General features: G+C 35.0%; 15 protein-coding genes. 11 read left to right on the top strand and 4 right to left on the bottom strand.

Annotated elements, in window-relative coordinates; genetic code table 11:
* Positions 1 to 66 precede the first annotated feature (66 nt).
* From OIU80_RS07340 to OIU80_RS07295, 10 genes are all read left to right on the top strand, one after another.
* A complete protein-coding gene (locus OIU80_RS07340; RefSeq protein WP_264286389.1) occupies positions 67 to 3,300 on the top strand; it encodes a SusC/RagA family TonB-linked outer membrane protein in 3,234 nt (1,077 codons plus the stop codon).
* A gap of 18 nt (positions 3,301 to 3,318) precedes the next feature.
* Positions 3,319 to 4,827: a SusD/RagB family nutrient-binding outer membrane lipoprotein gene (locus OIU80_RS07335; RefSeq protein ID WP_264286388.1), complete on the top strand. Its 1,509-nt coding sequence runs from the start codon at positions 3,319 to 3,321 to the stop codon at positions 4,825 to 4,827.
* A 737-nt stretch (positions 4,828 to 5,564) separates the two neighbouring features.
* On the top strand, positions 5,565 to 8,720 hold the full coding sequence (locus OIU80_RS07330) for a SusC/RagA family TonB-linked outer membrane protein (protein ID WP_264286387.1): 3,156 nt from the start codon (positions 5,565 to 5,567) through the stop codon (positions 8,718 to 8,720).
* A gap of 12 nt (positions 8,721 to 8,732) precedes the next feature.
* The gene (locus tag OIU80_RS07325) at positions 8,733 to 10,262 is read left to right on the top strand and encodes a SusD/RagB family nutrient-binding outer membrane lipoprotein (protein ID WP_264286386.1); all 1,530 of its coding nucleotides are present in this window, start codon (positions 8,733 to 8,735) and stop codon (positions 10,260 to 10,262) included.
* Positions 10,263 to 10,280: 18 nt separating this feature from the next.
* Complete coding sequence (locus tag OIU80_RS07320; RefSeq protein WP_264286385.1) at positions 10,281 to 11,600, top strand: GntP family permease; 1,320 nt, start codon at positions 10,281 to 10,283, stop codon at positions 11,598 to 11,600.
* Between the two features lie 5 nt (positions 11,601 to 11,605).
* Positions 11,606 to 12,073, top strand: a complete 468-nt coding sequence (locus OIU80_RS07315) for a RidA family protein (RefSeq protein ID WP_264286384.1) — start codon at positions 11,606 to 11,608, stop codon at positions 12,071 to 12,073.
* A gap of 94 nt (positions 12,074 to 12,167) precedes the next feature.
* Complete coding sequence (locus tag OIU80_RS07310) at positions 12,168 to 13,199, top strand: sugar kinase (RefSeq protein ID WP_264286383.1); 1,032 nt, start codon at positions 12,168 to 12,170, stop codon at positions 13,197 to 13,199.
* A 14-nt stretch (positions 13,200 to 13,213) separates the two neighbouring features.
* Entirely contained in the window at positions 13,214 to 13,861 is a 648-nt protein-coding gene (locus OIU80_RS07305; protein ID WP_264286382.1) for a bifunctional 4-hydroxy-2-oxoglutarate aldolase/2-dehydro-3-deoxy-phosphogluconate aldolase, read from the top strand.
* 5 nt (positions 13,862 to 13,866) lie between these two features.
* Positions 13,867 to 14,982 (top strand): D-TA family PLP-dependent enzyme, encoded by a 1,116-nt coding sequence (locus tag OIU80_RS07300; protein WP_264286381.1) that lies wholly within the window; start codon positions 13,867 to 13,869, stop codon positions 14,980 to 14,982.
* Between the two features lie 20 nt (positions 14,983 to 15,002).
* Positions 15,003 to 16,073, top strand: a complete 1,071-nt coding sequence (locus OIU80_RS07295) for a dipeptidase (protein WP_264286380.1) — start codon at positions 15,003 to 15,005, stop codon at positions 16,071 to 16,073.
* Here OIU80_RS07295 and OIU80_RS07290 read toward each other — a convergent pair.
* Positions 16,070 to 16,843 (bottom strand): DeoR/GlpR family DNA-binding transcription regulator, encoded by a 774-nt coding sequence (locus OIU80_RS07290; protein WP_264286379.1) that lies wholly within the window; start codon positions 16,841 to 16,843, stop codon positions 16,070 to 16,072. The two genes, OIU80_RS07295 and OIU80_RS07290, sit on opposite strands and share 4 nt — an antisense overlap.
* Positions 16,844 to 17,044: 201 nt before the next feature.
* Between OIU80_RS07290 and OIU80_RS07285 the strand changes: the two genes are divergently transcribed.
* A complete protein-coding gene (locus tag OIU80_RS07285; protein WP_264286378.1) occupies positions 17,045 to 19,348 on the top strand; it encodes a family 20 glycosylhydrolase in 2,304 nt (767 codons plus the stop codon).
* A 126-nt stretch (positions 19,349 to 19,474) separates the two neighbouring features.
* Here OIU80_RS07285 and OIU80_RS07280 read toward each other — a convergent pair whose 3' ends face one another.
* From OIU80_RS07280 to OIU80_RS07270, 3 genes are all read right to left on the bottom strand, one after another.
* Positions 19,475 to 20,221, bottom strand: coding sequence for a succinate dehydrogenase/fumarate reductase iron-sulfur subunit (locus OIU80_RS07280; RefSeq protein WP_264286377.1), 747 nt, complete (start codon positions 20,219 to 20,221; stop codon positions 19,475 to 19,477).
* 92 nt (positions 20,222 to 20,313) lie between these two features.
* Positions 20,314 to 22,314 carry a fumarate reductase/succinate dehydrogenase flavoprotein subunit gene (locus tag OIU80_RS07275; protein WP_264286376.1) on the bottom strand — a complete coding sequence of 667 codons (2,001 nt, stop codon included), beginning with the start codon at positions 22,312 to 22,314 and terminating at the stop codon, positions 20,314 to 20,316.
* 11 nt (positions 22,315 to 22,325) lie between these two features.
* A complete protein-coding gene (locus OIU80_RS07270; protein ID WP_264286375.1) occupies positions 22,326 to 22,991 on the bottom strand; it encodes a succinate dehydrogenase cytochrome b subunit in 666 nt (221 codons plus the stop codon).
* Between the last annotated feature and the right edge of the window lie 73 nt (positions 22,992 to 23,064).

Here is a 23,064-nt window from a genome sequence, read left to right as displayed (position 1 = left end):
CTACTAGGCAGAATTATAGAATATAACAACCAATAATTTATAATACACTAACAAAAAACCAATACAATGAAACAAACTATTTTAATGATTATGTTTTTATTTACTGTGCAAATTACCCTAGCACAAGTAAAGACAGTCAAAGGAACTGTCACCGACTCTAATGGTATTTCGCTACCAGGAGCCTCAATAGCTGTAAAAGACGAAAAAAGAGGCGTAACTACCGACTTTGATGGTAAATTTTCTATAGAAGTACAAAAAGGAAAAACACTTACTGTATCTTTTTTAGGACTAGAAACACAAAATGTACTCATAGGTGACTCCAACACAATTAACATACAATTAAAAGAAGCTGCTGCAACTGCACTTTCTGGGGTAGTAGTTACCGCTTTAGGAATAAAAAGAGAAAGAAAAGAACTTGGTTATTCTTTTCAAGACATAAAAGGAAAAGAACTAGCCGCTAACCCAACATTGAGTATTGCTCAATCATTATACGGAAAAGTTGCAGGAGTTAACATTTCTCAAACTGCAGCTGGTATAGGAGGTAGTTCTCGTATTGTCATTAGAGGAAACCGATCTGTAAGTGGAGACAACCAACCTCTATATATTGTAGATGGAGTTACCTTAGGGAACACAGGATTAGCTGGAATCACCGATCCAAAAGCAGGGAAATGGGCCGAAGGAACAGACAATGGAGATGGATTATCAAGTCTAAACATGGATGATATTGAAAATATTTCTGTACTAAAAGGAGGAGCTGCCAGCGCACTTTACGGAGAACGTGGTGCCAATGGTGTTATTGTTATTACAACAAAAAAAGGAAAGAAAAATTCTTTGAGAGCTGACTGGAATAGTACAACAACTTTTGATCAAGTTAGCACAAAATACAAAGACTATCAAACACAATATGGTTCAGGATCAGATGGGCAGTTACCAAATCCTAATGACCCAAACGGTGTTCGAAATGCAACAACAAATGCATGGGGACCAAAATTTGGATCTCCAGATGTCATGATAAGAATTTTTGACGGCTCTGACAAACCGTATCAACATATAAAAAACAACATAAAAGACTTTTTTAGAACAGGAGTAACCACAAACAACAGTTTAAGCATTTCTGGTGGTGGTGAGAACACAACTTACCGAGTAAACTATTCCAATCTAAATGCTACTGATGTTATACCTAAAAATGATTTTAAAAGAAATACATTCTCATTAGGCGTAAACTCTCAAATAAAGAAATTAACAATAGATGCTAAGTTTAGCTATATCGTAGAAGACACTAACAATAGACCTTCTTTAGGAGATGACGCTAGTAATCTTGGCTTATCTGTAGCCGGACTAGCACCAAATTTTGACCAAGCTTGGTTAAAAAATTACGAAGATGAAAACGGTAAGTATTACCTATGGAACACAAATCCCTACCGATTAAACCCTTATTTTGTAATAAATGAAAACAAAAACGAAACAGAAAAAAATAGAATCTTAGGTAGCTTCAGCGCAAGTTATGCTATTACAGATTGGTTAACCGCTACAGGTAGAGCTGGAATCGATAGATTTAACTTTAAATCATTTGATTTTGTTAACGCTGGAACAACATGGCCCGGGAGACAAACTGGATCGTTAAACAACAATGACATTACATTTCAAGAATACAATACCGAAGCATTATTAAATGCTCAAAAATCAATAGGTGATTTTAATATATCCCTAGGAGTAGGTGCCAACCAACGAAATTCTCAAAGAATTACCACTGGAAGCAACCTTACCAATATGATTTCTGAAGGTCAAAATAAGCAGTCTAATTTTACTTCAAGCGTATTAAATCCTAAAACTAATGACGAAATACTAGTACGCTCCTTATATTCTTACTTAAGAGCTAATTATAAAAATTATTTGTTTTTAGACTTCACAGGCCGTAATGACTGGAACTCAACACTTGCTTCTGCTGCTAGTTCTGATTACAATAACAACTATTCATTTTTCTACCCTTCTATTTCCTCAAGCTTCATCTTCACTGATGGTTTAAACATAAAGAACGACATACTAACATTTGGAAAAATAAGAGCTTCTTGGGCAGGAACTGCAAAAGCATTAGAAACACCTTATGCAACAGCCCTTACCTATAATATACAAGGAAGACCTTTATTAGGAAACCCTATCGGTTCAGTTTCAGGCAATGTCATTCCAAACAATACACTAAAGCCAGAATTTACAACTAGCTATGAAGCAGGGATCGATTTAGGATTCTTTAAAAACCGAATAGAGATAGACTTTTCTTATTACTACACAAAAACCAAAGACCAACTGATTCAATTAAGCACATCCCAAACATCTGGTTTCTTAGGCGCTAATGCAAATGCAGGAACTGTAGAGAACAAAGGTATAGAAGCTTTGATAAAAGCAGGAATTTTCAGAAATGAAAATGGTTTTAACTGGGATCTAACTTTCAACTTTGCTAAAAACAAAAATACTGTATTAGAATTAACAGGTACTACAGACATACAAATAGTATCTAACGCAAGATGGGCAGGTGCACAAATTATTGCAAAAGTAGGAGAAAGCTCCACGGAAATCTATGGTAAAAAATTCGAAAGATCTCCAGACGGAAAAGTTATCATAGGAGCAAATGGACTTCCTGTACTAACACAAACATTAGAAAACTTAGGACGAGTAGCCCCAGACTGGATTGGCGGAGTTACCAATGAATTTTCATACAAAGGAATTAGCCTAAGCGCAAATATAGACATGAAATTTGGAGGTAAAATGTATTCTATGACTAACGCTTATGCTTCTTCAACTGGGTTAACAAATGCGACTCTAGAAGGAAGAGAAGAATTTAACGGCTGGGTAGCTCAACAATTAGCCGCCGGAAAAACACCAGGAGAGATCTTACTATTAGCGCCAGGAGCAGGACTTATAGTAGAAGGTGTTAAACAAATCAAAGACAGCAATGGTAATATAACTGGATACGAAAATAATACTACGCCAGTAAACCCTCAAACGTATTGGAGAAGCCTATATGGAGAAGATACCACTGCAGAGCCTTTCATTTATGATGCCTCTTATGTAAAACTAAGAGAAGCCTCTTTAGGTTATGAATTCCCTAAAAAATGGCTAAAAGGAACAGGATTCGACAGATTTAAATTTTCAGTTATCGCAAGAAACTTGTGGACTATTTACTCAAAAGTACCAAATATAGACCCTGAATCTACTTATACAAGTGGTAACGGACAAGGTTTTGAATACGGATCTTTACCATATAGAAGATCTTATGGTTTTAACTTACAATTATCATTCTAACAATCAAATTTTAGCAAAATGAAAAAATACATAATACAAGTACCCAAATATGTGTTAGGTGCAATTTTACTACTTACCACAATTAATTGTGCCGATGACGAAACATTTAGAGAAACAAATACCAATCCTGAAGCTTTCGTAACCATTAACCCCTCTATACAATTAACTGGAGTACAAGCAGCCTTATCTGGCGGATGGTTTGAACAATGGAGGGCTAACCTCATCTACGGAGAAGGTTTCATTCAACACCTTAGCGGATCATGGCCAACATCCACTTTTGGTGCTTATTACGCCTCAAACGTTGATTATCAATCAGCACTCTGGAACTCAAACTATGGAGGCGGGATTGTCCGTAATTTGGTAGATGTTCTTGAAAGAACAAACGGAAAATCAGAATACACCAACTTAAATGGCGTCGCAAAAACTTTAAAAGTTATGGTTTTTCAACGTTTAACAGACTTATACGGAGATGTACCTTATTCAGAAGCTGGATTAGGCTACTACCAGAAAATTTTCTATCCAAAATATGACAGTCAAAAAGACATCTATACAGACTTTTTTAAACTTTTGGACGAAGCTCAAAATCAAATACAAACTGGGTCTGATCCAATAAAAGGAGACCTTTTTTATGCAGGCGATGTGTCTAAATGGAAAAAAATGATAAACTCATTAAGACTACGTTGTGCTATGCGAATTTCGAAAGTAGATCCCGCATTAGCAAAAGAACAAATTCAAAAAGCCGTTACCAATGGGATATTTACCAGCAATGAAGACAATTGCTATATGAAACATGATTCCTCTCCAGCAGAAACAGCAGGAGCCCTAAACAATGGGAACGGAATGTCTCATGCCCTAAAAGGAAATGGAGCCGTCGAAGACTACCCAACTTCACTTTTAATAAACACATTAGGAGATGACCCTAGAAAAAAAATATGGTTTTCACCTAATGCAAGCGGAAACTATGTAGGACTAAATCCTAACAATTCTAGCGGGAGACATCCAGGTCCAGGAGGAATCCTTGACTTAGCAACTATTAAACCTTATTTATACGAGAATAACGCACCTTACTTACATCTCACCTATTCAGAATCAATGCTACTTCTAGCAGAAGCTTCTTTTAGAGGATTATACACTGGCAATGTAGATGATCTTTACAAAAAAGGAATCGAAGCAGGAATCAGACAATGGTCAATTTTTAAGGACGCTAGCATTATCGACAACAATGCAGTTGCAGCATTTTTAGCTACAAAAAGCCTTACTCGAGGAAAAGAACTAGAAGAAATTGCAACACAACAATGGCTTACATTCTTTCTAAACGGAATGGAAGCGTATAGCAATTACAGAAGAACTGATTTTCCAGTTTTAATTAAGATAACGAATAATGGATCAAGCACAGGTGGAGTTATACCAAAAAGGTTGCCTTATCCTGCAGAGGAATCCACTAGTAACAAAGCAAACTTTCTAGCCGCAAGTGCAAAATACAACAACAATAATTGGCTTGCTAAAGTTTGGTGGGATGTTGACTAATTTATAAGTCATAATAAATCAAATATTGCCCCCCCTTAATACCACAAAGAAATAGTGTCGTTCGCAATTTATTTTGAATTGCGGATGGCACTATAATTTTAAAACGTAAAATCGCTACAGTTAAAGATAGAACCAACATACTATTTCAATTCAATAATAACACATAATTCACAAGAACTATTTATTTCCTATGCTTTTTTCTAAAACAAACAAAGGCTGCAATTCACTTATTAGAAAACGAATTCATCATATAAAAGTTGCGTTTTTCTTAAATCATATTTTTTACTTTATAGTATTTAACAACAAAGACTCCTTCTATTCACTAAATTTTAATTACCCCAATTTACTGCAAAACTACCCGACTTACAGTAATTACGTTTTTTAGCTTTAACTAAAAACTACAATTAAGAAAGATTATACCTATCTTATTCTGTTTAACACAAACATAACAGTAATAAAAACAATACAAAAACACAAAAAAACACTCACCCTTCAATAATTATATTGATTTTACACTGAAAATGATTCCGATTTTAGTCTATAATAGTTTCTTTTCCAAAGCCAGCCACCTCAACAAACATCACTCTTTTGGGAATAAAAAAACATTAAACAAAAAAATATTGCAATATTTTTGCAATATTTATGCAAAAATATTGCGAATCATAATGATTAATTATTTATATTTGATTACTAACAAAAACCAAAGAACAAATTAAACTCATGTAAATCAGTTAATTATGAAAACAAAACTATTATCTCTAACTTTTATTGGAGGAATTATTTTTTCAGGAAATGCTCATGTGTTTGCAATAAAAAAGCATTTTATAGAACAAAGCATCAATCAAATCGAGATTACAGGCAAAGTAATTGGCCAAGATGATGGAATGCCCATTGCCGGAGCATCCATATATGCAAAAAACAACAATAAAATAGCCACAATTACTGATGAAGATGGGAACTTTAAACTAAGCCTACCAGAAAATGAAAATTCTATTATTGTCAGTTATATGGGCTATGAAACTGTCGAATCAAAAATAAATGGAAAGTCTCCATTATTCATAAGCTTAAAACCATCTGAAAATGTTTTAGAACAAGTTTTTGTCACTGCATTAGGCGTTAAAAAAGTAAGCAAATCGCTAACCTATGCAGTAACCGAACTAAAAGGATCTGAGTTTAATAAAGCAAAAGAAGCTAATATCTCTAATGCTTTGGTCGGTAAAATTGCTGGAGTAAATGTTAGCAGCACAGCAACAGGACCAAATGGCTCGACTAGAGTTGTAATACGAGGAAATGGCTCTTTAAACGGAAACAACCAACCTATGTATGTTGTAAATGACTTACCTATAGACAATACGCAACTTAATCTACCCGGAATCGGGAATGCCCCAGGTTCTCCGAAATTAAATGTTGACAGAGGAGATGGAACCGCATTAATAAATCCAGACGACATTAAGTCTATAACTGTTCTTAAAGGAGGAACCGCTGCGGCTTTATATGGCGCTAATGCTGCCAATGGAGTAATCTTAATTCAAACCAAAAGAGGCTCCGCTCAAAAAGGTATCGGGATAGACTACAACACATCATTTACACTAGAAACACCAGCTGTTATTCCAGATTGGCAATACGAATACGGAGCTGGAGATGCCGGTAAGAAACCATTAACCCAAAATGAAGCCATAGCTACTGGCCGCTGGTCATGGGGAGCAAAAATGGACGGAACAGATGTAATTCAATTTGACGGGGTAAAAAGACCATATAGCCCACAAAAAAATAATATTAAAAATTTCTACAGACCAGGAGTCACTTATATAAACTCCATTGCATTATCTGGAGGTTCTGAAAAAGCCACTGGTCGTCTCTCATTCTCAAATATGAATAGCGAAAGCATTGTACCTAACGCTGACTTTAATCGTAAAACGATTAATTTAGCAAGCAATGTAAACTTAACCGATTGGCTAAAATTTGATGTTGTAACTCAATACAATCTAGAAAAATCAAATAACAGACCAACACTATCTGACGCTGAAGCAAATCCAAACTGGGGAACTTATTTAATTGCAAATACAGTAGATATTCGAAATTTAGCACCTGGATATGATCAAAACGGGAAAGAAGTAGCTTGGAATCCAGTACCTGTTGCCACAAATCCTCAATTTGTAGTCAATAGAATTAAAAACAACGACACTAAAAATCGTTTTGTAGGAATGGCAAATCTAAAATTGAATTTCACTCCTGATTTGTTTTTACAAGGGCGCATAGGTCAAGATTACACAAACTATGAATTCTTCGGATACATCCCTAAAACATCCCTAAACACACCTGATGGTTATGTTCAGGGTTCAAAAATGATATTATCTAATATTAATTCTGAAGCAATACTTAATTATACCAAGAAAAACATCTATAGAGGAATTTCACTAAGCTCATTAGTAGGAGTTAATTCAAGAACTACATTAAGAGATGAAGTAAGAGTAGATGGAACAGGATTTGTTCTAGATGACTTTTACTCTCTAACAAACTTAAAAACGGTAAACTATACGTATCCTTATGGAAAAACAAAAACCAACTCCGTTTACGGTGCAATAGATTTAGATTATAAAAATGTATTCTTTTTAAACTTCACAGGACGTCAGGATTGGTTCTCTACACTATCTAAAGAGAACAACACGGTTTTCTATCCTTCTATTGGATCAAGTTTAATAGTTTCAGATATATTAACTATGCCTAGCTGGATTTCATTTGCAAAATTACGAGCCTCTTGGGCACAAGTAGGTGGAGCTACTCCAGACCCGTATGCATTGAATCCGTCTTACTCTATGATTCAAGGCGGACATAACGGACAGCAGCTCCAAGGTCCAACTAGCTCAAGAGTACCCAGCCCAACGCTAAGCCCTCTAACATCGACAACATTCGAATTAGGTACTGACTTAGGTTTTTTAAACAATCGCATGAATATTGATTTTGCATGGTATAACCGCGCAACTACCAATGACATTGTAGAAACTACGATTTCTAATGCATCTGGCGCAACTTCTTCTTTATTAAATCTTGGAAGAATGAGAAATGAAGGCGTAGAGCTTTTAATCAATGGAAAAATCATGAGTTCTGAAAACTTCTCTTGGGATGTTACTTTCAACGGATCATACAACAAAAACACCGTTGAAGCACTAACCGATCAATTAACCTCCATAACAATGGCTTCTTCAGTAAACAATTATGCAATTATTTCAAGCGATGTCAACAGACCTTATAGTATAATAAAAGGATATAAACCCCTTAAAGACTCAAATGGAAATACTGTTTATAATGTTAGTGGCGGTTCAGCAACTATTGAAAGAGGCCCTCTTGAAGAACTAGGTCAGGGCGTACATCCTTGGGGAGCAGGAATTAGTAATGAATTTAGATACAAAGCAATAACATTTAGCTTTTTGATAGACGCTAAATTTGGAGGTAGCCTATACTCTGGCACCGATTTATATGGCACACGTATGGGATTAACAAAACTTACTTTGGAAGGACGTGAAGATGGGTTGCCTATAAAAGGTGTAGATAAAAATGGAGCAACAGTAGATATGGTTATTGCTCCCGAAAACTTAAGAACTTATTACGATGGATTAAAAAACATAACATCCGAATTTATTTATGATGCCAGTTTCGTAAAATTAAGACAAGTAATTATTGGATACCAATTACCTATTAACAAAATAAAAGGGCTATCAGTAATTCAAAGCGCATCCATTTCATTTGTTGCCCGAAATCTATTCATTCTTTATAAGAAAACCCCAAACGTTGATCCCGAATCAGTTTTTAGCGCTGGTAATGCTCAAGGTATAGAACAATTTGGCGTACCCAGAACCAGAAGTTTCGGTTTAAGTTTAAATGTTAAAATATAAAAATTAAAAGGCATGAAAAAAATAACAACCCTATGTGTTACAGGTATCCTTTTATTAAGCATAACAGCCTGTACCAAAGATTTTGAGGAAATCAATACAAATCCAAATGCAGTAGATAAAGCTACTCCAAATTTTATATTTAGCAGATCTCAGCTTGACGGTTTGAACAATAATTATTTTTTCACTTCAATTATTGAATGTGGCCAAATGATGCAACATTATTCGACCTACAAAGAAGCATCAGGAGCTGGAGACAAATATCTTGACAACGAAGTTTACTACTCTGCTTTTTTTGCCAGAATATATCCAAATTCAATAAATGAAGTAACAATTGTAATAAACGCGCTAAAAGGTGATTCAAACAACAGTAACAAATTAAATATTGCAAGAATCTGGAGAGCCTATTTATTTCACCGAATTACAGATTTATACGGAGACGTACCATATTCTGAAGCGGCAAAAGCAAATTCAGACTTACTCTTTTTACCTAAATATGATAGTCAGGAATTTATATACAAAGACCTACTAAAAGAACTGGATGAAGCAGCATTAGCATTAGACGATTCCAAACCAAGCTTTGGGGGAGCTGATTTAATATACAACGGCGATATTAACAAATGGAAAAAATTCTCCTATTCATTAATGCTGCGTTTAGGAATGAGATTATCCAAAGTTGACCCTGCACTTTCTAAAACTTGGGTAAACAGAGCAATTGCTGGCGGAGTAATCCTGAATACTGGTGATAATGCAATAATGAAATATACCGACGGACCAAACGATATAAATCGTAATCCTTCTGCTTTAGACCCCATAAGTCTTGACTATGCAAAAGCATCTTATGGGCAAAAAAATAATGAAGGCGGAAAACTTAGCAAAACCTTTATTGATGTATTAAAAACAACAAATGACCCAAGGATTAGCATATACGCTGGTGTTTGGCAAGGTACTGTACAAAACTCAAGTTTAGCAATACAAAAAGGTTTCCCAAATGGACTTAAAATAGCTCCGTCACCAATAGAGCAAGCCACTTACTCTGAACCTAACCAAAACACTGTTCTCAAAGTCGATTCTCCTCTTGTTATACTCAGTAATGCCGAGACTAATTTATATCTAGCTGAAGCCGCACTTAGAGGATGGTACACAGGAGAGTCAGATCAAAGTTTATATGAAAAAGCCGTAAAAGCTTCTTTTCTAAATGCTGGAATTTATGGTATTGCGTACACCATAACTGATGCAGCTCCTTATTTAACTGCGAATCCATATTTATCAGGAGGAACGTTTGATCAAAAAATGAATCAAATACACACCCAATTCTGGATTGCTTTATTTGTAGACGAGCAAGAAGTTTATGCAAACTGGAGAAGAACTGGCTATCCAATTTTAACCCCTGTAAACTTCCCAGGAAATGTGACAAACGGCACAATACCAAGACGTTTCAAGTATCCAACTGCCGAATATTCTGTTAATTCTTCTAACTTAGCAGAAGCTGTTAAACGCCAAGGCAGCGATACATTTACAACAAGAATGTGGTGGGATAAATAGTAACAATAAATAAATTAAATGAGCATTTTAATTCTTTCGGCATGCATTATTTTTTTAGTGCTACAAATAACATGGTTCAAAATCAATCCATTCATTGCCTTTATCATAACATCTTTATTGGCAGGCCTCGCATTAGGTCTGCCAATAACAACATTAACCGGAACAGTTCAAAAAGGACTGGGCGATATGCTCGGATCAATTTCCTTAATCATTATTTTTGGAACCTGTATTGGTAAACTTACCGTCACTTCTGGCGCAGCATCTGTAATTGCAAAAACAGTAATGCAATGGACAGGGGAAAAATATGTTCGTCTAGGCTTAATGATTACAGGCTTTATAGTTGGTATTCCTCTATTTTACAGCGTAGGCTTTATACTTTTGGTTCCCTTAATTTTTTCTGTAGCCAATCAATTTAAATTACCCAAAGTATACATAGCTATTCCAATGCTTGCATCTCTTTCGGTAGCACATGGCTTCTTGCCCCCGCATCCTTCGCCAATGGCGTTAAGTAATATATTAAATGCAGATATCGGTCTGGTTTTAACTTACGGCATCATTGTTTCTATACCAACTATTCTTATTGCTGGCCTACTATTCTCAAACACACTTAAGAATATTAAATCCGATGACAAGAACACAGTAGTTCCAACTGAAGAACCTCTGAATTTAACTAAAAAACCTAGTTTTTTTACTAGTATAGCCTCTTCGCTTTTCCCTGTTTTCGGTTTAACAATTACCTCATTACTACCATTAATTTGGAAAAATGAACAAGTAACCTTACTATGTCAAACAATAGGAGAGCCTAGTATTATCATGCTTATTTCATTAGTAATTTGCACTTACACATTAGGCTTTCGTACAGGTAAAAACATGAAAACAATCATGGATGAATATGCAGTAGCCATTAAAGACGTTGCCCTAATAATACTTATAATTGGCGGAGCCGGAAGCTTAAAAGAAATAATGATGGTAAGTGGCGTTAGCCATACTATTGTTGATTCATTAATAAAAATAGACATCCATCCTTATTTATTAGCCTGGCTAATTGCTGCATTAATACGAATTTGTGTTGGCTCAGCTACAGCTGCTGGTTTAATGACCGCGGGCGTTCTATTACCATTATTAAAATTACAAGGACTTGATCCAAACTTACTGGTTCTTTCAATAGGTGCAGGCAGTCTCATGTGCTCACATGTAAACGACCCTGGATTCTGGATGTTCAAAGAATACTTTGGGACTAGCATGAAAGACACAATTAAATCATGGACAGTGATGGAATCATTTGTATCTGTCCTTGGAATTCTTTTTATTTTTATATTAAACATTTTTATACACTAATTATCATGAACTTATTACCACAAGAAAAATTTGAAACGCTTAACCTAACGTTACCCCCAGCGCCTATGCCTCTTGGAATATACAAACCATTTTTAATAGATGGTAAATACTTATACTTATCTGGACACGGACCAGTAAGAGATGACAAATCATTAATTATAGGGCGAATTGGAGATGACATGGATATTGAGAAAGGAAAGCTGGCAGCAAGACAAGTAGGATTAACAATGTTATCTACCATTGTTACTAATTTTGATAGTCTTAACGCAGTAAAAAGAGTCATTAAAGTACTCGGAATGGTTAATTGCAGCTCCGATTTCTTAAGACATCCTTATGTAATTAATGGCTGTAGTGAATTATTTGCTGAAATATGGGGACAAGAAAACGGAATCGGGGTAAGGAGTGCTGTAGGAATGGGATCATTACCCGATAATATCCCTGTAGAAGTTGAAGCTATTTTTGAATTATATTAAAAGCAATTGAACCCCACATCGGAAAAAGGTTTTTCTTTCGATGAGATAAAAAATATGCTCTTAACAACCCAAATTTAAATACTTTTTATAAAAAATGAAAACGAAATCTTCACAAACAAAAATTACAACATTTGGTGAATTATTATTGCGGATGGGTGTTGCTCATGGTAACCGATTTACACAAGCCAAAGAAATGCAGGTTCATATAGGTGGAGCCGAAGCAAATGTTTGTGTATTACTTTCACAGTTAGGCATAAATACCAATTACGTTACTCGTTTACCCAACAACGACTTATCTCAACTTGCATTAAACGAGCTCCATAAATACAAAGTAGATACTACAAACTGCATCTACGGAGGAGATAGAATTGGTTTATATTTTATTGAATCTGGCAACCAAATAAGACAATCGCAAGTAATTTATGATCGAAACAATTCCGCATTTGCAACGATCAGTGAAAATGAAATTAATTGGGATGAGGTACTTAAAGACACAACACATTTTCATTGGTCTGGTATTAGCCCAGGAGTTTCAAACGAAGCCAGTTTAGTATGCAAAAAAGCGATAATATCGGCTCATCGCAAAGGCATAACAATATCGTCAGATTTTAACTTTCGTACCAAACTATGGCAATATGGAAAAAACCCTTCGGAAATTATGCCAGAACTGCTTTATTACAGTACAATTACTATTGCCGATTTAGATTCAACGGAAATATATTTTGGCATTAAAACAGATAAGAATGATTCCGATTCAAATCGGTTTCTAAAAACTTACGAGTTACTAAAAAAGAAAATGCCATACTTAAAGACACTTGCTATGAGTTTCAGAAAATCAGAAGGTCAAACACATTTGTATTCCGGCATGTTATTACATGAGGGTGAATTTTACGAATCAAAGTCATATTTAATACATCTGGTAACTGATCAAATCGGGTCAGGGGATGCTTTCACCGCAGGACTACTCTATAGCCTTAAGAATGATCTATCCGGACAAGAATGCATCAATTGGGCAACGGCTTGTGGTGTTATAAAACAAAGCATAGTAGGCGATTTTGCCATAACTACATCCGAAGAAATAAATCATTTTATCAAGAACGGCTCAAGCAACAGAATTAATAGGTAAAACATAATTACGAGATGTACAATATTTTAAAAACGCAAGGAGTACTCCCTTTGGTTACACAAATTGGGATTAAAACTGCCGAAATAATACTACAATCTGCTTCAGATTCGGGAATCAAAATCATCGAATTTGCAGCACGTTCACCAGATGCAAAAGAAGTTTTTGCTCAAATGGTAAATTTTAGAAACACAAATAATCTAAATATTAAGTTAGCTGTAGGATCAATTTTAACTCTAAACGATGCCGAAGGGTATCATAAACTAGGCGCTGATTGCATTATATGCCCACATACCGATCCAGAAATAGGCAACTATTGTTTTAAGAATAATTTATACTGGATTCCTGGCGCAGCTACATTAAACGAAATCATTCACGCAAACAAATTAGGAGCCGAAATTGTAAAACTTTTTCCTGCCGATATGATAGGAGGACCAAATTATATAAAGGCAATAAAAGCACCTTTTCCTAATTTAAAACTAATGCCAAGTGGTGGTGTAACATTAGAAGAAAACAATCTAAAATCCTGGTTTAAAACAGGTGCAGTTTGCGTAGGCATTGGCTCTCATTTGTTTTCAAAAGAAATTTTATTACAATTGGATTATAACAAATCATATGAAGTTTTTAAAAACCTAATCTCAATAGTTGAAAAATCTAAAAAATAAAAGACATGAAAAGTAATTGGTGGGAAATAAATCCAGAAACACATATTGACACTCCCTTTTTAGCACTTTATATCGACCGCATTCAATATAACATCGAACATTTAATTGAATCGGTCAGAGGTGATATTCAAAAATTAAGACCCCATATAAAAACACATAAATTAGGAGAAATTCTCGATCTGTATAAAACATACCAGATAGACAAGGTTAAATGTGCAACTATTGCAGAGGCAGAATTATGTGCAATCCACAATATTTCTGATATATTATTAGCCTATCAACCCACCAAATTAAAGCAACAACGCTGGATTACTTTACTACAAAAATATCCAAATCTTATTTTCTCAACCATCGTTGATAATTTAGACACAGCAAACGAATTATCTGAATTGGGTAAAAAAAACAACATAACACTAAACATTTATCTTGACATAAATGCTGGAATGGATCGAACTGGCATAAACTACAAAAGCGATTGGGATCATTTAATCTACAAAATGATCAATTTACCCAATATAAAATTTTTAGGATTACATATCTATGACGGTCATTTAAAAGGCACGAATGAACAACGAACTAAAGAAGCATCAGATACATTTGCTCAAATAACCAATAAACTTTCTACACTAGAACAAAAGCTAGATTACAAATTAAAGATTGTTGCTGGAGGTTCTAATACATTCCCTTTTTATAGCAATCAAGAAAATGTCGAATGCAGCCCTGGTACATTTGTATTCTGGGATATTAATTATCAAACTAATTTGCCCGAACAAAATTTCAAACCTGCAGCCGTTTTAGTTGGAACAGTCATTTCTAAACCCACAACAAACACTTTATGCATCGATATTGGATATAAATCTGTAGCATCCGAAAATTCGATAGACAAACGTCTCACTATTTTAAACGATGACAAATTAATTCCAATATCTCATTCAGAAGAACACCTAGTATTAGAAAATACAGGAAACAAACCATACAATATAGGAGACACCATTTATGCTATTCCCTATCATATTTGCCCAACTTGTGCTCTATACGAAACAGTTCAAGTCATAAACACTCAGCATGACATTTACACACAATGGGATGTCCTTGCGCGTAATAAAAAAATAAGTATTTAAAAATAAAACACTGCAACGCTATGTTCATATTTGATGCACACCTAGACCTAAGCATGAATGCTATGGAATGGAACAGAGATTTAAGAAATGATGTAACCACCTTACGCCATTTAGAAAAAGGAATGAATGACAAACCTGATAGAGAAAAAGCTACTGTATCGTTTCCTGATTTAAGAAAAGGAAACATTGGTATTGTGGTAGCAACTCAAATAGCACGATTTGTAAAACCAGACAGTGTAATTCCGGGCTGGAACTCTCCACAACAAGCTTGGGCACAAACTCAGGCGCAAGTTGCATGGTACAAATGCATGGAAGAAGAAGGCGAAATGGTTGCAATAACCGATAAGAAATCCCTTCAAAAACAAATTGAATTGTGGAACGATGGCACGCCAAATGATAAAAAACCTATTGGATACATCTTAAGTTTAGAAGGTGCAGATTCAATTATTGATATATCATATGTCGAAAAAGCATACAACTATGGATTAAGAGCTATCGGACCAGCACATTATGGACCAGGCCGTTATGCCAACGGAACCGATTCAACCGGAAAAATGGGAGCAAAAGGAATCGAATTACTTAAAGAAATGGAACGCTTAAATATTATCCTGGATGCAACTCATTTATGTGATGATGCATTTTGGCAAGCATTAGAAAATTTTAGCGGTCCAATTTGGGCAAGTCATAATAATTGCAGAAGCTTAGTAAATCATAACAGACAATATAGCGATGATCAAATTAAAGAACTTATCAATAGGGGATCAATAATAGGAGGCGCCTTAGATGCCTGGATGTTAGTTTCCAATTGGCAAAGAGGCGTTTCTACCCCAATTGATATGCAATGCAACTTAGAAACTGTTTTTAAGCATATGGATCACATATGCCAGTTAGCAGGAAATGCAAATCACATTGGCATAGGTTCAGATCTCGATGGTGCATTTGGAACAGAACAAACGCCATATGATTTAGACACCATAGCAGATTTACAAAAATTAGTTTTCGTCTTTAGAAGCCATGGTTACTCTGAGGAAGATTTAAAAAAAATATTCCATCAAAATTGGATAAACTTCTTAATGAAAAATTGGCATTAAACAAATGTCAAACTTGGAACTGCCTGCTTATACGATTGAAGTTTTTCATGATCTGGATCAACCTCAGTAATTACAAAATCAACTTCGGATAGGCTGGCAATTTTCATCTTAAGTACAGTATCCAATTTTTCGGATATAGTAAGTATAGCAGTTTTTCGAGCAGATTGAATCATTGCTTTCTTTACTTGAACAGTATCCCAATCTGAATCTGAAAAACCACCCTCGATATCTAAAGCATTTGTACCTAGAATTAATAAATCAACTTTAATACTTGATAACTGATGATATACATCACCACTGACACACATTTGACTATAAGGAGAAATACTTCCTCCAATCATTATAGCTTTGACATTGGGTTTATCCAAAAGCTCAACTGCAGACAAAACAGTTACAGTAAAAATTGTAAGATTTAAATCATTTGGAATTAACCGGATAAACTCCCTAATCGTAGTTCCTCCACCAAGAAGTAAAACCATCCCGTCATGAAGCAATCCAACAGTTTTTTTTCCAATTATTTGTTTAGCCTCACCCGCATAAGTTTGACTAACCGACGAATGGTGATAAGCCTTTGTCATTGCTCCACCCTTTACTTTTATCAATAATGACTCCGATTCAAGTTCATTTATATCTCTTCGTATGGTATCTTCTGAAACAAACAACTGATTTGAAAGAGTATCAAAACTCACTCGGGTATGCAAATTAATCTCTTTTAAAATATGAGCTTTTCTTTCTTCCTTGGTGTAATTCACCAATTCATTATCATTCATAAGATTCTTTTTATTAGAACAAAAATAAGCAAATAATGCAATAATATTGCTAACTAAAATAAAAATAGAGCAAACAAATAACACAACATTATCATTAACAACACATTAAACACAAAAACACATAATGCAATTTTTTTGCACAAAAAACAACTCATACTATTATAAACTTTAAATTTGTTTTTAACCAATCAAAACCCAAACATGAAAAAAAAACTCTTATTTATTTTAATACTATGTTGCTTTTTAGGCAATGCCCAAGAGACTTTAAACAATACTACCATTATCCCGGCGCCAAATTCCTACAAAGAAACTGGTGACAGCATCACTATAAAAGGACAAATAAAAATTGTTTTTAAGAACAACAAATACACTCCTAAAGAACTTAAAACAGCTCAGATTTTTGAATCTGTTATAAACAAAAACGCTCCAAAAAAGAAAGCAGACATTCTAGTTCAATTTACAACTGAACCAGCTTCAACAAAAACAAACAAAGAAGCCTATAAAATAAATATTACTCCGAAAGGGATTTTTGTTACGGGTCAAGAACAAGGTTTATTTTATGCTGTACAAAGTTTACTGCAGCTCCTACCAAATAATTCAACCGTTAATTCTCAGATAAAACTACCAACCGTTGAAATCATAGATCAACCCCGATATCAATACAGAGGTTTACATCTTGATGTTTGTCGTCACTTTTTTTCAACAGCAGTTATTAAGGATTTCATTGCCCAAATGTCATATTACAAACTAAACAACTTTCATTGGCATTTAACCGATGATCAAGGCTGGAGAATTGAAATAAAAAAATACCCGAAGCTAACCGAAATTGGATCAAAAAGAGCACAAACCCTTGTTGGAAATAAGTTCGAAAGATTTCCAAGATTTTTTGACAATATTCCCTACGAAGGCTATTATACACAAGAAGAAATTAAAGATGTTGTAAAATTTGCCGAAGAACATTTTATAAACATCATTCCAGAAATTGAAATGCCAGGACATGCATCTGCTGCCGTGGCTGCTTATCCAAATTTAGCCTGTTTCTCTTCATCAGACCTAAAAGTAATTGAATCTTGGGGAGTTTTTGAAGATGTATTTTGCGCAGGCAAAGAAGAAACATTTACTTTCCTTGAAGATGTTTTAAAAGAAGTAATGGCACTTTTCCCTAGCGAATACATCCATATTGGCGGAGACGAATGCCCAAAATCAAGATGGGAAAAATGTCCGAATTGCCAAAGAAGAATAAAAGAACTAGGATTAAAAAATGAGCATGAGTTACAAAGTTATTTTATAAAACGCATGGAAAAATATCTTAACGCAAATGGGAGACAGATTTTTGGATGGGATGAAATTCTAGAAGGAGGCCTTGCGCCTAATGCCACAGTAATGTCGTGGAGAGGAGAATCTGGCGGTATTGCAGCTGCTAAAGAAAAGCATAAAGTAATTATGACACCTGAAGATTATGTTTATTTCGATCATAATCAAGGATATTCATTGCAAGAACCACTATCCGTTGGGCGTTTAACCACTGTACACGAAGTATATAACTACAACCCAACTCCAGTAGATAGTTTAACCATAGAACAACAAAAATACATCTATGGCGTTCAGGCTAATATCTGGTCAGAATACATAACAAGCCCAGCAAAGCTCAACTATATGCTTTATCCTCGATTGTTTCCGTTTGCAGAAATCGCTTGGACAGAAACAAAGAATAAAAATTACCCTAATTTAATGCTAAAAAGATTTCCGCATCATATAGAAAAATTAGAATCTCAAAAAAGACTATACAAAGTCCCTGCTCCGTTTGGAATTCAAGATACCGCAGTTATAGCTTCCAAATATATACTGGAGATGCAACCCACAATTAAAAATGGACAAATTTTCTATACCATCGACGGTTACAATCCAGATGAAACTGCCAGCAATTACAAAAAACCTGTTACTGTTTACATCCCAAAAGGAGAATTTAGAAATATAAAAGTAGTCCAGATAAGCCCAAGTGGAAGAAGAAGTTCTATTACCACAATTTCTGTTAAAAATTCAGAAACCCAACCTGCACTAACGCTTAAACCAACAAAAAATGGCTTAAAATATTCTTATACAAATAAACTTGTGCAACAAACACTTGAACTCGACACCATAAAATTTGTAAAATCCGGAATACATGAAGGCGTAATAGAAATGAAGAAATACAAATCAAAGGAGAACCTATATATGGGCTTAAAGTTTGAAGGGTATATTTACATTCCCGAAACAGCACAATATGAATTTTCTACTATTGTAGATGACGGAGCCAAATTATTTATCGATAACCAACTTATTGTTGATAACGACGGAAGACATTGGATTAATGAGGCTTTCGGAGCAGCAAAACTCGAAAAAGGATTTCATAAAATAAACATTAGTTATTTTGACGCATCGGGAAGCTCAACCTTACAGTGCTTTATCCGACAAGAAGGCAAAGAAAAACAAGAAATAAGCGCTTCGCAATTGTATTACGAATAGCAATTCAAGAGCAACATTAAGATTAATTTAGAGAACTTAAAACTTAAATGTTTATTATAAACAAAAAAACGCATCCAATCTAATGGATGCGTTTTTTATAAAAACTAAATTGAATTTTATTTCAGATTATCCTTTTAAACTTGCAGATAAATACTCACGGTTCATACGTGCAATATTTTCAAGAGAAATTCCTTTAGGACATTCTACTTCACAAGCTCCAGTATTGGTACAGTTACCAAAACCTTCAGCATCCATTTGATGAACCATGTTTAAAACACGATCTGTAGCTTCGATACGACCTTGTGGCAACAAAGCATATTGAGATACTTTAGCAGAAACGAATAACATTGCTGATGAGTTTTTACAAGTTGCAACACAAGCTCCACAACCAATACATGTAGCTGCATCAAAAGCCATATCTGCATCGTGTTTGTTAATCGGAATTGTATTTGCATCAATTGTATTTCCTGAAGTATTTACAGAGATAAATCCTCCTGCATGTTGAATTCTATCAAAAGAACTTCTGTCAACAACTAAATCCTTAATTACAGGGAAAGCTTTTGCTCTAAATGGCTCGATAAAAATCGTATCTCCATCTTTAAACATACGCATGTGCAATTGACAAGTTGTTACACCTCTATCTGGTCCATGCGCCTCACCGTTAATAAATAATGAACACATTCCGCAAATTCCTTCGCGACAATCGTGATCAAATGCAACTGGCTCTTCTCCTTTATTTATTAATTGCTCGTTAAGAACATCTAGCATTTCAAGGAAAGACATATCTGGTTCAATACCGTCGATTGGGTAATCTACGATTGCTCCTTTATCTTCAGCGTTTTTCTGACGCCATATTTTTAATGTAAGTTTCATACTTTTTTAGTTTGAAAGTCATAAAGTCGAAAGTCGAAAGTCAATTAACATTCAGTCATTTAACTTTGAGACTTTTGTCTTTTAACTAATTGCTATTTATAACTACGAGTTACCAATTTAATATTATCGAAAACTAATTCTTCTTTATGCAATACTGCATCGCTAGGTTTCCCTTTGTACTCCCAAGCTGCTACATAAGCAAAGTTTTCATCATCACGTTGTGCTTCTCCATCTGCAGATTGGTATTCTTCACGGAAGTGACCTCCACAAGATTCATTTCTGTGTAAAGCATCTTTCGCAAACAATTCACCTAGCTCCAAGAAATCGGCAACACGTGTCGCTTTCTCTAATTCTTGATTAAACTCATTCGCTTTTCCTGGTACTTTTACATCTCTGTAAAATTCTTCACGTAAAGCGGCAATTTCTACAATAGCTTCATTTAATCCTTTAGCATTACGAGCCATACCAACTTTGTCCCACATAATTTTCCCTAATTTCTTATGGAAATGGTCAACAGAATGTGTACCGTTATTGTTAAGGAATTTTTCGATCTGGTCTTTTACAGCTTTCTCAGCTTCTACGAATTCTGGTAAGTCTGTAGAAATTTCTCCCATCTTAATATCTGGTGATAAATAATCTCCGATAGTGTATGGTAATACAAAATATCCATCTGCTAAACCTTGCATTAATGCAGAAGCTCCCAATCTGTTTGCTCCGTGATCAGAGAAGTTAGACTCACCGATAGAGAAACATCCTGGAATTGTAGTCATTAAATTATAATCAACCCAAGTTCCACCCATTGTGTAGTGAACTGCAGGATAAATCATCATTGGTGTTACGTATGGATTTTCATCAACGATTTTTAAATACATTTGGAATAAGTTTCCGTATTTATTTTCTACAACTTCAGTACCTAATTTAATAACTAGATTCTTATCGTTGGCATCCAAACCTTTAATATAAGCTTGTTCTTTACCATAACGCTGTATTGCTGCAGCAAAATCAAGGTAAACTGCTTCACCTGTTTTATTTACTCCAAAACCTGCATCACAACGCTCTTTAGCAGCACGAGATGCAACGTCACGAGGAACTAAATTTCCAAATGAAGGATATCTTCTTTCTAAGTAATAATCTCTTTCTTCTTCAGATAAATCTGTTGGTTTTTTCTTTCCTTCACGGATCGCTTTTGCATCTTCTAATTTTGCAGGCACCCAAATACGACCATCATTACGTAAAGATTCAGACATCAAAGTCAATTTTGACTGGTGATCTCCAGAAACTGGAATACATGTTGGGTGAATTTGTGTGTAACAAGGGTTTGCAAAAAACGCTCCTTTTTTGTGAATTTTCCAAGCTGCAGTAGCATTACTTCCCATCGCATTTGTCGACAAGAAGAATACGTTTCCGTAACCACCTGAACCAATAACAACAGCATGAGCTGAATGTCTTTCGATTTCTCCTGTAATTAAGTTACGAGCAATAATACCTCTTGCTTTACCGTTCACAATAACTAAATCTAGCATTTCGTGACGGTTATACATTTTGATTTTTCCACGACCGATTTGACGGTTCATTGCAGAATATGCTCCTAATAATAATTGTTGTCCGGTTTGTCCTTTTGCATAAAAAGTTCTAGAAACCAAAGTTCCTCCAAAAGAACGATTATCCAATAGACCACCATATTCACGAGCCAATGGAACTCCTTGAGCCACACATTGGTCGATAATATTAGCCGAAACTTCAGCAAGACGATGAACGTTTGCTTCACGCGCACGGTAGTCACCCCCTTTTACTGTATCATAAAACAAACGGAAAACTGAATCTCCATCTCCTTGATAGTTTTTTGCTGCATTAATTCCCCCTTGTGCTGCAATTGAGTGCGCACGACGTGGTGAATCCTGAAAACAAAATGCTTTTACGTTATACCCTAATTCAGCAAGAGTCGCTGCTGCAGAACCTCCGGCTAAACCAGTTCCAACAACAATAACATCTAAGTTACGTTTGTTAGCAGGGTTTACTAAATTAATATGATCTTTATAATCTGTCCATTTGTCCGATATTGGGCCGTGTGGAATTTTTGAATCTAATGCCATTATAATTTATATTAATTATTGAAATGATGAAATAATGCGATTATCACGAAAAGTGCTGGTACTACTACCGCAAATCCATAACCGAATCTACTTAAAGATCTAGAGTACTTGTTGTTCATTCCCATAGATTGAAGAGAAGAACTGAATCCGTGCCATAGGTGAAATCCTAATAACACAAAAGAAATACAATATAATCCTGTACGGATTGGGTCATGAAACTTATGAACCAATTCTCCGTAATATCTTGTAGCGTCGGGTGCAGTACCTGCTACATATTTGTATGCGACCTCTGGAATCCAAAAATCATAAAAATGTAATCCTAAGAATGCCAAAATAACCAATCCAGAAATAATCATATTTCTAGAAGTCCAAGAAGCATTTGCTGCTCCATTGTATTTTGCATAAGCAATTGGTCTTGCAGCGCTATTTTGAAGAGTCAGTATAAATCCCATTACAAAATGGAAAATTACTCCGATTGCCAAAACTGGCTGCATTACATATTGAATCAGCGGATTATACCCCATAAAGTGAGAAGCCTGATTAAAAACCTCTTCACTAATTATAGAAATAAAATTTAAAGAAACATGCAGCGCTAAAAACGTGATTAAGAATATTCCCGAAAGAGCCATAGCCACTTTCTTTAAGATGGAAGCATTCAATAGTGCAGATTGTGCCATAAGTGTTTAATAGTTTGTTTTAAAAAATTATACAAAAATAACTTAAATACTAATGAACTACAACCATTTCGCT

It is taken from the genome of Flavobacterium frigoritolerans (genome assembly GCF_025847275.1).
Taxonomy (GTDB): Bacteria; Bacteroidota; Bacteroidia; order Flavobacteriales; family Flavobacteriaceae; genus Flavobacterium; species Flavobacterium frigoritolerans.
This window is presented reverse-complemented; position numbering and strand designations above follow the sequence as displayed.

Bases quoted from the DNA above. Each gene is read 5' to 3' on its own strand.
- OIU80_RS07340 (WP_264286389.1), top strand. From the start codon at position 67: ATGAAACAAACTATTTTAATGATTATGTTTTTATTTACTGTGCAAATT.
- OIU80_RS07335 (WP_264286388.1), top strand. From the start codon at position 3,319: ATGAAAAAATACATAATACAAGTACCCAAATATGTGTTAGGTGCAATT.
- OIU80_RS07330 (WP_264286387.1), top strand. From the start codon at position 5,565: ATGAAAACAAAACTATTATCTCTAACTTTTATTGGAGGAATTATTTTT.
- OIU80_RS07325 (WP_264286386.1), top strand. From the start codon at position 8,733: ATGAAAAAAATAACAACCCTATGTGTTACAGGTATCCTTTTATTAAGC.
- OIU80_RS07320 (WP_264286385.1), top strand. From the start codon at position 10,281: ATGAGCATTTTAATTCTTTCGGCATGCATTATTTTTTTAGTGCTACAA.
- OIU80_RS07315 (WP_264286384.1), top strand. From the start codon at position 11,606: ATGAACTTATTACCACAAGAAAAATTTGAAACGCTTAACCTAACGTTA.
- OIU80_RS07310 (WP_264286383.1), top strand. From the start codon at position 12,168: ATGAAAACGAAATCTTCACAAACAAAAATTACAACATTTGGTGAATTA.
- OIU80_RS07305 (WP_264286382.1), top strand. From the start codon at position 13,214: ATGTACAATATTTTAAAAACGCAAGGAGTACTCCCTTTGGTTACACAA.
- OIU80_RS07300 (WP_264286381.1), top strand. From the start codon at position 13,867: ATGAAAAGTAATTGGTGGGAAATAAATCCAGAAACACATATTGACACT.
- OIU80_RS07295 (WP_264286380.1), top strand. From the start codon at position 15,003: ATGTTCATATTTGATGCACACCTAGACCTAAGCATGAATGCTATGGAA.
- OIU80_RS07290 (WP_264286379.1), bottom strand. From the start codon at position 16,843: ATGAATGATAATGAATTGGTGAATTACACCAAGGAAGAAAGAAAAGCT.
- OIU80_RS07285 (WP_264286378.1), top strand. From the start codon at position 17,045: ATGAAAAAAAAACTCTTATTTATTTTAATACTATGTTGCTTTTTAGGC.
- OIU80_RS07280 (WP_264286377.1), bottom strand. From the start codon at position 20,221: ATGAAACTTACATTAAAAATATGGCGTCAGAAAAACGCTGAAGATAAA.
- OIU80_RS07275 (WP_264286376.1), bottom strand. From the start codon at position 22,314: ATGGCATTAGATTCAAAAATTCCACACGGCCCAATATCGGACAAATGG.
- OIU80_RS07270 (WP_264286375.1), bottom strand. From the start codon at position 22,991: ATGGCACAATCTGCACTATTGAATGCTTCCATCTTAAAGAAAGTGGCT.